At 64.4% G+C, this 13,881-nt stretch carries 13 protein-coding genes; 5 read left to right on the top strand and 8 right to left on the bottom strand.

Features of this window, described 5'->3' with window-relative positions:
* Nucleotides 1-205: 205 nt before the first annotated feature.
* The gene (locus ACFWB0_RS23100; RefSeq protein WP_378492728.1) at nucleotides 206-1,066 is read left to right on the top strand and encodes an RCC1 domain-containing protein; all 861 of its coding nucleotides are present in this window, start codon (nucleotides 206-208) and stop codon (nucleotides 1,064-1,066) included.
* 66 nt (nucleotides 1,067-1,132) lie between these two features.
* Here the strand turns inward: ACFWB0_RS23100 and fmdA are convergent, their stop codons facing one another.
* Both fmdA and ACFWB0_RS23090 read right to left on the bottom strand, forming a co-directional pair.
* On the bottom strand, nucleotides 1,133-2,386 hold the full coding sequence (gene fmdA / locus ACFWB0_RS23095) for a formamidase (protein WP_378492727.1): 1,254 nt from the start codon (nucleotides 2,384-2,386) through the stop codon (nucleotides 1,133-1,135).
* 27 nt (nucleotides 2,387-2,413) lie between these two features.
* A complete protein-coding gene (locus tag ACFWB0_RS23090) occupies nucleotides 2,414-2,704 on the bottom strand; it encodes an FmdB family zinc ribbon protein (protein WP_378492726.1) in 291 nt (96 codons plus the stop codon).
* Nucleotides 2,705-2,862: 158 nt separating this feature from the next.
* Between ACFWB0_RS23090 and ACFWB0_RS23085 the strand changes: the two genes are divergently transcribed.
* Complete coding sequence (locus ACFWB0_RS23085; RefSeq protein ID WP_378492744.1) at nucleotides 2,863-3,837, top strand: pseudouridine synthase; 975 nt, start codon at nucleotides 2,863-2,865, stop codon at nucleotides 3,835-3,837.
* A 14-nt stretch (nucleotides 3,838-3,851) separates the two neighbouring features.
* Here ACFWB0_RS23085 and ACFWB0_RS23080 read toward each other — a convergent pair whose 3' ends face one another.
* On the bottom strand, nucleotides 3,852-4,211 hold the full coding sequence (locus tag ACFWB0_RS23080; RefSeq protein WP_378492725.1) for a zinc ribbon domain-containing protein YjdM: 360 nt from the start codon (nucleotides 4,209-4,211) through the stop codon (nucleotides 3,852-3,854).
* A gap of 265 nt (nucleotides 4,212-4,476) precedes the next feature.
* Here ACFWB0_RS23080 and ACFWB0_RS23075 point away from each other — a divergent pair, with 265 nt between their 5' ends.
* Entirely contained in the window at nucleotides 4,477-5,985 is a 1,509-nt protein-coding gene (locus tag ACFWB0_RS23075) for an ABC transporter transmembrane domain-containing protein (RefSeq protein WP_378492743.1), read from the top strand.
* Nucleotides 5,982-7,871 carry an ABC transporter ATP-binding protein gene (locus tag ACFWB0_RS23070; protein WP_378492724.1) on the top strand — a complete coding sequence of 630 codons (1,890 nt, stop codon included), beginning with the start codon at nucleotides 5,982-5,984 and terminating at the stop codon, nucleotides 7,869-7,871. Before ACFWB0_RS23075 ends, ACFWB0_RS23070 begins: the two co-directional genes overlap by 4 nt.
* Nucleotides 7,872-8,360: 489 nt before the next feature.
* On the opposite strand, the gene ACFWB0_RS23065 is transcribed toward ACFWB0_RS23070, so the two are convergent.
* The 4 genes from ACFWB0_RS23065 to ACFWB0_RS23050 all read right to left on the bottom strand — a co-directional run bounded on the left by ACFWB0_RS23065 (nucleotide 8,361) and on the right by ACFWB0_RS23050 (nucleotide 12,336).
* Nucleotides 8,361-9,653 carry an amidohydrolase family protein gene (locus tag ACFWB0_RS23065; RefSeq protein WP_378492723.1) on the bottom strand — a complete coding sequence of 431 codons (1,293 nt, stop codon included), beginning with the start codon at nucleotides 9,651-9,653 and terminating at the stop codon, nucleotides 8,361-8,363.
* Nucleotides 9,654-9,697: 44 nt separating this feature from the next.
* Complete coding sequence (locus ACFWB0_RS23060) at nucleotides 9,698-10,150, bottom strand: pyridoxamine 5'-phosphate oxidase family protein (protein WP_378492722.1); 453 nt, start codon at nucleotides 10,148-10,150, stop codon at nucleotides 9,698-9,700.
* Between the two features lie 82 nt (nucleotides 10,151-10,232).
* Entirely contained in the window at nucleotides 10,233-11,057 is an 825-nt protein-coding gene (locus tag ACFWB0_RS23055; RefSeq protein ID WP_378492721.1) for an SDR family oxidoreductase, read from the bottom strand.
* A 64-nt stretch (nucleotides 11,058-11,121) separates the two neighbouring features.
* The gene (locus ACFWB0_RS23050; protein WP_378492720.1) at nucleotides 11,122-12,336 is read right to left on the bottom strand and encodes a CaiB/BaiF CoA transferase family protein; all 1,215 of its coding nucleotides are present in this window, start codon (nucleotides 12,334-12,336) and stop codon (nucleotides 11,122-11,124) included.
* Between the two features lie 153 nt (nucleotides 12,337-12,489).
* Here ACFWB0_RS23050 and ACFWB0_RS23045 point away from each other — a divergent pair, with 153 nt between their 5' ends.
* Nucleotides 12,490-13,233: a TetR/AcrR family transcriptional regulator gene (locus ACFWB0_RS23045; protein ID WP_378492719.1), complete on the top strand. Its 744-nt coding sequence runs from the start codon at nucleotides 12,490-12,492 to the stop codon at nucleotides 13,231-13,233.
* A gap of 35 nt (nucleotides 13,234-13,268) precedes the next feature.
* On the opposite strand, the gene ACFWB0_RS23040 is transcribed toward ACFWB0_RS23045, so the two are convergent.
* The gene (locus tag ACFWB0_RS23040; protein WP_378492718.1) at nucleotides 13,269-13,568 is read right to left on the bottom strand and encodes a YdeI family protein; all 300 of its coding nucleotides are present in this window, start codon (nucleotides 13,566-13,568) and stop codon (nucleotides 13,269-13,271) included.
* Between the last annotated feature and the right edge of the window lie 313 nt (nucleotides 13,569-13,881).

Raw genomic sequence — 13,881 nt, 5'->3', positions numbered from 1 at the left:
GCACGACACGGCATTCTCGGGCCATCGAGGTAGTTTGGTTCATGCCGCACGAGAACTTTCCTCCTGTTGTCCGGCTTGCCGTGGGTCGTGAGGCAACGGAAAGCCGGACAACTGGGGGAAAGTGTCGCGACGGCCACCCACCGCTCATCGCCTGGCAGGCACGAACGCTTCGTCGGCATTCTCGCGGCCCGCAGCATGGAAGCACATGACCGCACTTGCCGCAGGCAGACGCCATTCGGTTGGCCTATACAGCGACGGAACCGTCGTCGCTGTAGGAAACAGCTCTGCCGGAGAATGCGACGTGCTCGGGTGGCGGAACATCGTCGCAGTGGCCGCCGGGAATGTGCACACCGCCCGGAACACCGGCAGATCGCACACCGTCGGACTTCTGACGGACAGAACCGTCGTGGCCGCGGGGTGGAACGACGACGGCCAGTGCGACGTGGCCACGTGGCACGACGTCGTAACCATCGCTGCAGGCTGGCGCCGCACCCTCGGAGTGCACTCGGATGGCACCGTCGTGGCTGCCGGCCGCAACACCGAACTGCAGTGCGACGTCGATTCCTGGCGGGGGATCGTCGACGTCGCTGCGGGTGACTGGCATTCCGTCGGCGTCCGGGAAAACGGCTCAGCCGTCGCCACGGGCAACAACCGATTCGGACAGTGCGGTATCGGCGAGTGGCGCAACCTCACCGCGATCACGGCGGGATATCTGCACACCGTCGGCCTGAGAACCGATGGAACCGTCATTGCTGCCGGGCAACGCAAGTCGGGTGCGTGCAACATCGAGGAGTGGATCGAAGTGACGTCGGTGGCAGCGGGGAGTCATCACACCGTCGGTGTGCTCGCGACCGGCAGGGTCCGCGCGGTCGGCGACAACAGTCACGGGCAGTGCGACGTCCACGAGTGGCGCGACATCGTCGCGGTCGCGGCGGGCTCCACTCACACGCTCGGTCTACGAGCCGACGGCACCGTCGTTGCGGTGGGAGATCCCAGGGAGGGTCGATGCGATGTCGACGACTGGCACGGCATCCGGCAACCCAGGTCGCGTACTCACCCTCGGTAGTCCTGCCGATCATGACGGGCGACGAGCACGCTCTCGTGGTGCCTGCTGCGTTCGGAATCGGGCGACTCACGCAGGAGATCGCGGCGCCCCCATTCCCGGGTCGATACGGACGGGGCCCTCCGCGGTCGGCGACAACGGGAAGTCGAAGATCGCTGTCGGAAGATAGACCGTGGCACAGGAATTGGGGATGTCCACGACTCCGGACAGCCGTCCCTCGATCGGCGCGGCGCCGAGGAGAAGGTACGCCTGCTCCGGGCTGTATCCGAACTTCGTCAGGTATTCGATGGCGTGCAGACACGCCCTCTGGTACGCCAATTGCGAATCGAGATAGCGCTGTTCACCGTCGAGCGTCACCGAAGTACCCGAGAACGCAAGCCATTCGGAGAACTGAGGATCGGTGTTGCCCGGCATGAAGATCGCGTTCTCACTGACCCCGTAGGTATCCATTCCGCCGCGGATGAGGTCGACACGCAGATCGATGAAGCCACCCATTTCGATGGCACCGCAGAAGGTGATCTCGCCATCACCCTGCGAGAAGTGCAGGTCGCCGACCGACAGGTTCGCGCCGTCGACGAACACCGGATAGAAGATCCGGCTGCCCTTGGTCAGGTTCTTGATGTCCTGGTTGCCGCCGTTCTCGCGAGGTGGAGCAGTGCGTGCGCCCGCCGCCGCGACACGGTCGAAGTCCGCCCCGGTGAGGTTGCCGAGGATCGCACCGTTCGGCTCCGGCGGTAGCGCCAGCGGCGGCACCCGGTCGGGGTCGGTCGCGATCAGAGCGGCCTCACGGGTGTTCCAGGTGGACAACAGATCGTGTGACGGAGCCGTCCCCATCAACCCCGGGTGCACGATGCCGGTGAACGACACGTGCGGAATGTGACGGCTCGTCGCCTTCTGGCCCGAGAAATCCCAGACCGCCTTGTAGGCGTCCGGGAACTGATCGGTGAGGAAGCCGCCCCCGTTGGGCTTGGCGAAGATGCCCGTGTAGCCCCAGCCCTGTCCCGCCAGCGGGCCCGAATCCTCCTGCGGGATCGGGCCGAGGTCGAGAATGTCGACGATCAGGAGGTCACCCGGTTTCGCGCCCTCGACGGCGAACGGCCCCGACAGCGCGTGCACCGTGTGCAGCGGCGCGTTGCGGATGTCGTCGGCGGAGTCGTCGTTGTGGATTTCCCCGTCGAACCATTCTCGGCAGTGCACCCGGAACGACTCCCCCGGTTTCACTGTGGCCACGGGTGGGATGTCGGGGTGCCAACGGTTATGACCGATCTTGTCCTGGTCGGTGAAGCGGCGTGTCGAATCGAGAGGAAAGACGACGTCGGGCACTGGACCTCCTGGGTCGGTCGATCTCGTTCACGGGCGAGGGAGCAGCCGATGCCTCGGGTCGGTCGAGACCGGACGCGACGATCGCCGCGGGCCACCGGGGAGCGCACCCGACACGACGTCCGGATCTGACGCCGTACGCGCAGTCGCGTCATGCAGGCGCACCGCGCTCGATGCACCGCGACCGAGACGCGGCGCGGTGATCGCACGAGGCGCTTGCTGCCCGCAGGAAGGGCATACAGTGGACGGGCCGACGTCGCTCATCGGAATCGAGGCATCGAACAGACCGCACTCGGCGCACCGGAAGTCGTACAGCGGCATCGGCATCGACCTTTCGGAGGAATCAGCTGCCGAAACCGTAACCGACCAAGGTGTCCCGCGCGCTGCGTCGACGAAATTCGTAACTCCTCGGCAATATGCCGCACTCGGTCCCGTCTGCCATCCGCGCAGCCGCCGGTGGGAGAATCGACCCCGTGCCGATGCCCTCACCGCTTCCCGTCAGGAATGGGGTCGGGCCGACGCGTCTGCGTGTGCCGACGTCCGGCCCGTGGTCGACGATCGCCGAATACGTAGTGGCGAGGTTCGACCACATGGACGCCGGCACCTTGTATCAGCGGTTCGACGCCGGCGAGATCGTGGGAGCCGACGGCGGCCCGATCGACCGCGACACGATCCTGGGCACCCACCGGTTCATCTGGTACTACCGCGATCTACCGGTGGAAGATCCGGTGCCGTTCCACGAGAAGATCCTGCACATCGACGACGACCTCGTCGTCATCGACAAACCACACTTCCTCCCGACCACCCCGGGTGGGCGGTACCTACACGAGTCTGCACTCGTCCGATTGCGGATCCGTCTGGACAATCCCGATCTGACGCCGATTCATCGACTCGACCGCGCGACAGCCGGACTGGTGATGTTCTCGACCCGCCCCTCGACACGCGGCGCATACCAGTCGCTGTTCGAGAAGCGGCAGGTCGTGAAGGTCTACGAAGCGGTGTCCGCACGACCTGCAGGATGGGACCCCGACGCACCGACACTTGCGGGCCACCCGGTTCCCGTCACCTATCGCAACCACATCGAGGCGCGCAAAGGCGAGTTGCGAGTGATCGTCGACGACGCCCGTGAACCCAACTCCGAGACCGCGATCGACGTGCTCGGGTCCGGCGTGAGCATCTCCGGACGCGCTGTGCTCCATACGATCCTGCGCCCACACACCGGGCGGATGCATCAACTGCGGGTGCATCTGGCCGCGCTCGGAATCGGGATCCTCGGCGACCGTTGGTATCCCGATCTTCTACCCGAGTCACCGGATGACCACTCTCTCCCACTCCAATTACTGGCGAGGGAACTGGAATTCACCGATCCGCTCTCCGGAATGATGCAGAAATTCGCCAGCCGCCGAACGCTGCAAGAGGCGCCGATTCCGGAGCAGGCCGAGCAGCACCGCTGATGACTCCGGGTCGCTCAGAGGACCTTCTTCACCACGCTCGACTTGAGCTGCATCTGACCGAATCCCGGCACCTTCGCATCGAGATCGTGGTCACCCACTCCATCAGTGATCAACCGGATTCCGCGTACCTTCGTGCCCATCTTCACGACGCCGCCGCCTGCACCCTTGACCTTGAGGTCTTTCACGATGTGTACGGTGTCGCCGTCGGCAAGCACGTTGCCGACAGCATCCTTGACAACCCCCTCGGCAGCATCGGTCTCCACATCGACGTCCGCGGACCACTCGTGACCGCACATCGGGCATGTCAACAACGCGCCGGTCTCATAGGTGAACTCACTCGCGCACACGGGGCACGGTGGAAGTTGATCCGACATAAGAACGGGACGCTATCACACCACCCAGAAGGCACATCCACCTGAGAAATCAGTGTTGCAAGGACAACGAGACAGACCCGTTGCCGTACTTCTTCAGCCACGTGATGACCAGGCTGGGCCGTACACCCACGGGGCGGCGCGACAGCTGGGTCGCGATAGTCCGGCTGTAACATCTGCGCTTGTGCTCGATACCCCTCAGGCACCCGAGCAGGGAAGTATTGTCGATTACTCGGCGCTACCCGGCCCGGGTGCACGAAAGTCCAAAATGCCTGCTCTCGACGCACGAGGGTGGACGCTGAAGGTAGCGCTCTCGCAGCGTCCGTGGAGCTTCGTTGCCTCGGTCGGCATGGCGATCTCCTTCGTCTGCAACGGTCTCACCCCCGTCGTGGTGGGCAGGGCCGTGGATGAAGCAATTGCCACCGCATCACCCCACCGACTGGGATTCTGGATCCTGGTCCTGGGAGCCCTCTTCGCATTCGCCATCGGCGTGAACTGGGTTGCGCGCTTCATGCTGATCCGCAGTCAACAGCTGGTCAGCCATGATCTGCGCACCATGGTCACCGACCGCATCCAAGATCCACGTGGGTTCGCCGGCCGCGAGCGCACCGCAGGCGGATTACTGTCGATCGCCTCGTCCGACACCAGCAGGGTCGGCGACATCGTGATGATGACGGTCATGCCGGTGGCCGAGGCTGCGGCCATCACCTACGGCGCCATCATGATGTTCACCATCAATCCCTGGCTGAGCCTGGCCACCCTCATCGGTGGCCCTCTTCTCGTGGTCGTGGCCCTTCGGGTGGCCCGGCCACTGCAGAGCCGTTCGGTGGCACGTCAGCATGCGATCGCTCAGGCTGCAGCGACCGCCACGGACGTGGTGCAGGGGCTGCGCATCCTCAAGGGCCTGGGTGCCATCGTCACTGTCCGGGGTCGCTATGACGAGGTCTCGGACATCGCCTATCGCAAGACCGTTCACGCCAATGCAGCCGAAGCGAGCCTCAACGGTGCCACCGAGGCAGCCGGTGCGATCTTCGTCTCCACCCTCGGCATCGCTACCGGCATGCTTGCACTGAACGGACACGTGACCATCGGTGAACTCATCACGGTCGTCGGCCTGACCCAGTTCCTCATCACTCCGATGACGATGTTCGGCAGGAACCTCGCCTCGCGCTGGGCCTCTGCCGAGGCATCCGGACGGCGTATCCGAGAGGTCCTCGGGGCAGGCTTCGAACGCACCACCGAGGTCGACGCCGCCAAGGCCGACCAGTTCATGGAGACGCTGCCGACCGGTCTCACCGTCGTACGCGGCATCGACCACGAGCTGATCTCCCAATTGGAGTCGCTACCACGGAGCAGGGTGATCGTCGTCCCGCATGCAGCGGACCTGTTCGACGGCAGCGTCGCCGACAACGTCCACCCCGACCGGGCCACCGCCGAGGAGGCCCTCCGAGTCGCCTGCTGCGACGACATTCCAGAGGGCCCCGACAAGCGCGCAGGCGAAAACGGACGCATGCTGTCCGGAGGTCAGCGTCAGCGCGTGGCCTTGGCGCGCGCCATCGCCTTCGATCCCGAAGTCCTCGTGTTGCAGGATCCGACCACCGCGGTGGACTCGGTGACGGAGCAGAACATCGCCGAGCAGGTGTCCCACCACCGGGCAGGCAAGATCACGCTTGTGCTCAGCGAGTCACCGGCATGGACCGCTGTAGCGGCCGACCACCTGAGTGTCCAGGATCTGAGGGCCGCAGCCGAGGAACTTCTGGCGGGGGCCACGCTATGAGTTCGCCGACGAGCGCGACCCCACCCGCCAAGGCCGACACCGCTCTTCGGTTCCCTCTGGCCACACTGAGGCAGGTGCGGCGCGAGGTCGCGCGACAATTCGGCCGGGTCCGCCACGCGAAGCTGTTGTTCCTGCTCTCACTCATGCTACTCGGCCTCGGCGCCTACGCCGGTGTGCTGGTGCCGCAGCTGATGGGCCAGATCGTGGATCTGGTGATGGGCCACACCCAGCGATCGCTGTGGCCCATCGGCGCAGGCCTGATTTCCGCGGCGATCGCCGGCGCGGTCATGAGCGCCTGCGGCTTCTATCTGGTGGCACGGCTGTCCGAACGCGTGATCGCGAACCTCCGCCAGGACATGATCGGCACCGCTCTGGGACTGCCCACCCACCGAGTCGAGGATGCAGGCACAGGAGACCTGGTCAGCCGTTCCACCGATGACGTCGCCGAGTTGTCTGCCGCCGTCACCGAGACCGTGCCGACGCTGTCCACCTCGTTGTTCACGGTGATCGCCACCGTCATCGCCCTGTTCGCATTGGACTGGCAGTTCCTGATCATTCCGGTGATCGTCGCTCCGGTGTACTACCTTGCCGCGCGCCTCTACCTTGCCAAGGCCCCCAAGCGCTACGCCGACGAGCGCGCTGCCATGGCCGAGCGCGCCCGTCGCGTGCTGGAGGCCATCCGGGGCCGTGCGACAGTGCGTGCGTTCTCGATGGAGGACCGCATGCACACCGATATCGGGAACGCCTCGTGGGGCGTGGTCCGCAAGGGCATCAGGGCCCGCACCACCATGCTCGGCCTCAACGCCTGGATGCTCGTCGCCGAGTTCCTCATGCTGGCGATCGCGCTGTCGGTGGGATACCGCCTGGTGGCCACCGACGCCCTCACCGTCGGTGCGGTGACCGGAGCGGTCCTCATGATCATCCGGTTGCGTGGTCCCTTGAACACGTTCATGCGCGTGCTCGACGTCGTACAGTCCGGTTACGCCTCGCTGGCGCGTGTCGTGGGAGTGGTCGTCGACCCGCCGGTGCCGGTGCCGGACAGCGGTGTCGATATTCCGCAGGGTCGCGTCGAGCTGCGCGGCGTCAGCTTCAGCTACGGCGACGCCTGGGCAGTACGCAATATCGACATCACCATCGCCCCGGGCGAGACCGTCGCCATTGTCGGCGCATCCGGAGCCGGAAAGACCACGGTGGCAGCGTTGGTGGCGGGATTGCGAGTACCCGATGCGGGTGAGGTGCTCGTCGACGGACATCCCGTGTCGTCGCTGTCCGACCGTGAGCGCATCGCCCGTCTCGCCATGGTCAGTCAGGAGGTCCATGTCTTCTCCGGAACCCTGCGCCAGGATATGACTCTCGCCAAACCCGACGCCACCGATGCAGAGCTCCATTCGGCACTCGCTCTGGTGCATGCGGGATCGTGGTTCGACCGGCTTCCTCAGGGCCTCGACACGGTTGTCGGCGCGCGGGGCATCCAGCTGGATCCCGTGGCCGCACAGCAGCTGGCGCTGGCTCGCATCCTGCTTCTCGACCCGGCCGTCGTCATCATGGACGAGGCGACTGCCGAGGCGGGCTCGGCTGGAGCCGGGGCGTTGGAGGATGCCGCCGACCAGGTGACTCGTGATCGATCAGCCCTAGTGGTGGCGCACCGCTTGGACCAGGCCTCCCGTGCCGACAAGATCCTCGTCATGGACTCGGGTCAGGTCGTGGAACACGGCACCCATGACCAGTTGCTCGCTCGTGGCGGGATCTACCACCGATTGTGGTCCGCGTGGACTGCCGGTCGGCAACAGATCGGCCACGATGCCGCGGTCACGGACGAGGTCGGTGGCGACGTTCGGGACAAAGATTCCGACCCCGACCTCGCAACGTCGGGCGTCACTACCTAGCCGCTCAGCCGGCGCACCAGCCATCCGGGCAGGTCGTCGGTGGAACTCTCCGACGTTCTCGATATCGTCGGCAAGTGCACCGTGGTCGACTCTGTGCCCGCACCAAAGGCGGCACCCCCTACCTGCACCGCGATCACGTGCCGAGCTGATCGCAGAGCGAAGCGATCCTCGAGCAGATGCATCTCCAGCAGCTCACCCGGGTCGAGAGGACCATGAAGAACCTCGGAGGCGCAGGCTATACCGACCTGACCCGTCGTCGATGTGGAAAATACCTGCGAGACAGCCCTTCACCGTCCACAGCACCGGTGGTGGACCGGCCGCACAGACCCGCACAACGAGCTCGGCGGCCGCTTCACCCCGACCTCGGCGATCACCGATCTCTACCCGCACGGATCTGCGCGCTCGATCTGCGCACGCAACGCGCGTGCGGCCAGACAAGTTTGTTCACCACCGACTTCACCGCCATCAGAGCGGCAGCTCCGTCATTCTTCAGGGCTGCGGTGACGCGCCCGCAGCAGTCCCCGACCGATGCCCGGACTCCCTCTCGTACAACGCCGCCCATTCCTTTCGCGACCGGATCGAGGTGTCGACGTCCTGCGCTTGGGCGCGTAGCGCACCGACTGTGGCGTCGCCTTCGGGAATCACGGCGAACGGGTCCCAGTTGAGGAATCTGCATGCGTTCTGCCACGTGATCTTGTCGATGTCCGAGTCGTCGGCTCCTGCGGACTCGAGCTCTCGGAGAACGAATTCCGGTGCGTCCGGCCACAGCGAATCGGCGTGCGGATAGTCGCATTCCCAGGCGATGTTGTCGATGCCGATCTCATGCCGAAGCTTCAGTGAGGTCTTGTCGGTGACGTAGCAGGCGATGACATGCTCGCGGAACACGTCGCTGGGCATCTTGCTGCCGAAGTCGCGGCGCAGCCAACGTTGATTCGTGTAATGACGGTCGGAGCGGTCGAGAAAGAACGGAATCCAGCCGACACCTCCTTCGGACAGCGCCACTTTCAGCTTCGGGAATTGGCGCAGTGCGGGTCCCCACAGAAGATCTTGGATGGCGATCATCGAGATGCTCGGCGCCAACACCATCAAGTTGTCGATCGGGGCGTCCTCGGCGAGGCTCAAGGCACCGAACCCTTGACCGATGTGCAGGTTCATCACCACATCGTTGTCGGACAGGGCTTGGAACACCGGACTCCAGAAATCGATGTCGTGATAGCTGGGCAATCCTGCGACGTGGGGTTGTTCGGCCATTGTCACGGAGTCGCACCCCTTCGCAACGACCCGTTCGATCTCGGCGACCGCCAGTTCCGGGTCCCAGAGCGGCAGGATTGCGAGGGGAATGAAGCGCCCCGGGTAGGTGGCCGCCCATTCATCGATGTGCCAGTCGTTGTACGCCTGGATCACTCGGACGGTGATGTCGTCGCGAAAATGGCTCAGATGCCCGGCGCTGAAACCGGCGAACGTCGGGAAGCACATCGAAGCCAGGATTCCGTTGACGTTCATATCCTTCACCCGAGCATGAATGTCGTATACGCCCGGGCGCATCTCGGCATATCCCGCGGGGTCGTGATCCCATTCCTCGGGAGGCCAGGACACGACAGCGTTCAACCCGGTGACACCGACCGGGCGGCCGCGATACAACCACCGGTCCACGCCGTGGTCGTCGATTATGATGCGCGGCGCATATTCGGCCCACTTTGCGGGCAGGTGGGCGTCGAACATGTCGGGAGGCTCGACCACGTGGTCATCGATGCTGACCAGGATCATGTCGTCGACGTTCACGGACTCTCCTGAAGTGTCGTGGTTTCTGGAATAGTGCTGGACGGTCACATTTTTCGGAAGTCCCAGCTCGTGACCTTCTCTGGGGTGAACCGCAGCCACGCATGGCGACCGTCGAAATGCATCTCGTCACGGCCGGTGTATTTGCGGGCGAACAAGCGTTCCGGCGTGGCCAAGTCGGGATTCGGCTCACCGGATCGAGGCACATCACCAACAGCGTCGAACCGACCACGGATCTCCACCCCGCGCAGTTCGTTGAACTCGTGACCTGTGTCGATCAGGACTGCGCCCAGCGGGTTGCGCTCGATGTCGGTCCACCGCTGGCTCTTCACCACCGAATTGAGCCAGAGCACCGTGCCGTCCCAGACGAACCATAACGCGCTCAAGTGCGGCCCATCCTGTCCGGACGTTGCCACACGGCATGTGCGCTCTTCGTTCAGAAACGCGTCGACCTCCTCCGGGAGCATGGCGATTCTGCGTCCTCGGCGCTGTTGCTTCACGGGTTACCTTTCGTGCGAACGGATATTACTGTTGCTGGGCAGCTTTCGTCGCTCAGATCTCGAGAGCGACAGGCCGACGACGTCATCGGCCCATGAAGAAGCCGACCGTGGGTGTCGCAGCGGGGTAGGAACCGGACAGGCCCGAACTGAAGTAGCCCGAGTCTGCGGTCAGGGTGATACCGCTGATTGCCGACGCTGCGTCGCTGCACAGGAACAGCAGTGGGTAGGCTTGTTCGATCGCTGCGGCGGGGTCGATTCCGGTCTCGGCGCGGTAGTCGGACCCGAAACCGAGCCACGTCTCCGCATTTGCCCGGGCAAGCGGAGTATCGGTGGGGCCAGGGCAGATCGCGTTGATGCGGATACCCTTCTTGCGTAAGGGAAACGCCTGTGACGCTACATAGGCGCACACTGCCTGCTTGCTGAACATGTATTCCGCTTTGCCGTGTGCTACCGCCCACGCGGACGCCTCGGTGTAGTCGTCGATCGACAGAAACTCCTGCAGCGCTGGGAGGTTCGAATCCCAGCCCAGTCCTGCGGCGGAAGAGATGAAACAGATTGCGGAGCCGCGGCGAAGCATCTCGGAGTCCAGCAGGCGTTCGATGACGAGGCGATGCCCGAGGAAATTGACGCGTTCGAGGTGCGGCGTGCCGTTCGCGACGCCCGCCGCAGCGAGCACGACATCGACGTGGCCGCCGATCTGTGCGATCCCGGTCTCGATGGAAGCGATGTCGGTCAGGTCCAGCAGTACTGCCTTGACACCGGGGGTGGTGATCGGTGCACAGTCGGCCACGATAACCTCCGCACCCGCACTGAGCGCGAGTTCTGCTGCAGCGGCACCCATACCACTGGCACCGCCGACCACGAGAACTCTCTTGCCGTCGAATCGGAAGGCATCGAACAAAGTCATGGTTTCTTCTCCTGTGTTCTACGCGAGGGTGCGGAGCAACGTGTCTGTCGGAACAGTGCCCGGTTCATGTCACCACGCCCCGAATCTTGAGATCGAGCATGTCGTCCACGCTGAAACCGAGCTCGCCGAGGACCTCCTCGCAGTGCTCGTTGAACTCCGGCGCTCGATGAGGAGTCGATGCGCATTCGTCGAACTGAACGGGTGCAGCCGCCAGCCGGAACGGGACTCCCTCGGAGGTCGCACACGGCTGGATATATCCGTTGGCGTCGGTCTGGGGATCGGCAACGGCCTCCAGCGTGTCCTGAACGACGCACCACTGGCCGGTGAAATCGGCCAGTCGCTCCCGCCACTCGGCCAGTGATCGCTCGGCGAACGCATCGCGCAGGATGGCGATCGCCTCACCACTGTGCGCCATCAGAGCGCCATGGTCGACGAAGCGCGGATCGTCGGCCATCTCCGGACGGCCGATCACCTTGCACATCGACGCCCAATATCGACCGGCCTGCAGGCACGTGAACGAGAGCCATCGTCCGTCCCGGGTCGCGTAATGGCCCGTCAGAGGATTCGACCGGGTGCCGGCAGGAGGCGGGGTCCAGGGCGTGTTCAGCTGCAGCGACAGCGCCAATGCCTGCCCCATAGACCACATTGCTGTGCCCATCAGCGAAACGTCGACGGTGGTGGCCTGACCCGTGCGCTCCCGGTGGAACAACGCACTCGAGATCCCGCCGGCGATCGTCATGCCGCCGATCGAGTCGCCGAATCCGGGTGCCGGCGGCACCGGGACTTCGCCGTACTCGGGCCGCATGACTCCGGCAGCGACACCTGCGCGTGCCCAGAATGCGAGGGAGTCGTACGCCCCACGGTCCGCGTCCGGTCCGCGTTCTCCTTGTCCGGTCCCGCGGACGTAGATGATCTGCGGATTGTGCTTCCGGATGTCGGCGACGTCGATCTTCAACTTGGCTCGGACGCTCGGCAGTTTGTTGGTGAGGAAGACGTCCGCTGTCGCGGCGAGCCGACAGAGGATTTCGTGCCCGATCTCGGATGTGAGATCCAGTCCGATGCTGCGCTTTCCACGGTTCGAGTGTTCGAACAGTACATGCACGTCGTCTGGCACTACCGCGATTCCGGACGACGCAAGGCCCCGCATGGCGTCTCCCCGCGAAACGTGCTCGACCTTGATCACATCTGCGCCCCAATCGGCGAGCAGTGCGGATGCAGCGGGCACAAAGGTGTGTTCGGCAACTTCGAGAATCCTCACGCCCTGCATGACTCTGGTCACGGGAACCCCTCCTGTTTCGTGGCCTGCACTCTCGACGGTCATGCAGACTGCAAAGAGATGCGATCAGTGATCGCATTTCATGATTTCGAAGTATGCGATCATTGATCGCATACTGTCAAGGGGTGGACGCCGAAGGTGCGGAAGTGGAACGAGATGCCGAGTAACGATGTTCGGGAGGGTCGCTCAGACGACGAAGCGGACCCGGGGTCGGCCCTGTGGTGGGCTGAGAGGGCATCGACCGAGAGTCGACGCCGGCCACGACCCGGAGGGCTGTCCACTGAACGCATCGTCGACGCCGCCCTGGATGTACTGCGCGAGGACGGCGTCGAGGCGCTCACTGTGCGTGAGGTTGCGGCACGTCTCGGCACTCGAAGCGCATCACTGTATCGATACATTGCCAGTCGTGACGAATTGATCGCGCTCATCGCAGATCACGTCATGGGAGAAATCCGCATCGTGTCCACTGGACACGGCTGGCGCGCGGATCTCGGAGCATTGATGCAGGAGATGAGACGCGTGATGCTTTCCCAGCCGCTACCCTCGTCGGCCGGCCGGAATATGAGTGGGTACGGCCCGAACACCCTGCGCGTCATCGATTCTGCTCTCCGCCTTCTGCTCGATGCCGGGCTCGAACCCTCGTATGCCGCGTACGCCACCAGCAGCATGATTCAGTTCGTCGCAGGTGCGGCGGGTATCCAACGGAGCGACGTCGGACGGGACGCGCAGGGCGCCAGCAGGTCCGACGGCTTCACGCTCCTGCTCGGGGGCCTTGACCTCGAACGCTTCGGCGCCTTCCGGGTAGCAGGCCACGAGTATCTCGCGGCCACCGCTGATGACGTCTTCTCCCACGGAATCGAGATCTTCCTCGACGGCATCGCCTGCCGTATCCCTGAATAGGCGCGCGCCGTCTGCGCAGAGAAGAGCCGGACAACTCATTCGTCCCGCTCCACTCGGGCAATGAACTCGACGATCCGACCGGCGCGGATCGAAGCGCTGGGCGCGGTGACGATCTGGTGGATGATCACGTAGCGCCGACCGCGATCCAATTGGGCGAACCTCATCGACGCGATCGGGGATCGGTCCAGTGCCGATACGAAGTCGGTGGGCACCTCGGCCACCGCAGGACCGGGATATGCCCGCTCCCAGCGCCCGTCGGCTTTCGCCCGCTCCACCTCGGAAAGTCCACGGGATGCAACGCACGCCAGAACATCGACGCCACGAGCAATGAGCACGAGTGCTGGCAGTGCAAGCTCACAGTGAAGAAGACTTCGCACGCAGAGCGCGTCGCGGTATTGAACTCCACGACCTCGTCAGTTCACACGGCATACTCGACGCTTCGTCGCTGCGCGTCTGCCCAGGTGGGTTCACCAACGAAGACCAGACCTCGGTTCCTGCTGCAGAGTCTCCGCCCATGCTGACGGGCATCCGAGATCGCGAGATGCACGAAGTCCAGTAGTGCCCCATAGAGTGGTGTAACCCGGTGACCAGCACCACAACCGACAGCGTGTCGCTGCTGGACGTGAAACGGTCACCGCGTGATCCTTC

Source organism: Rhodococcus sp. NPDC060086 (genome assembly GCF_042730275.1).
Classification (GTDB): Bacteria; Actinomycetota; Actinomycetes; order Mycobacteriales; family Mycobacteriaceae; genus Rhodococcus.
The sequence above is the reverse complement of the archived record's forward strand: the minus strand, read 5'-3'. Positions and strand labels throughout refer to the sequence as shown.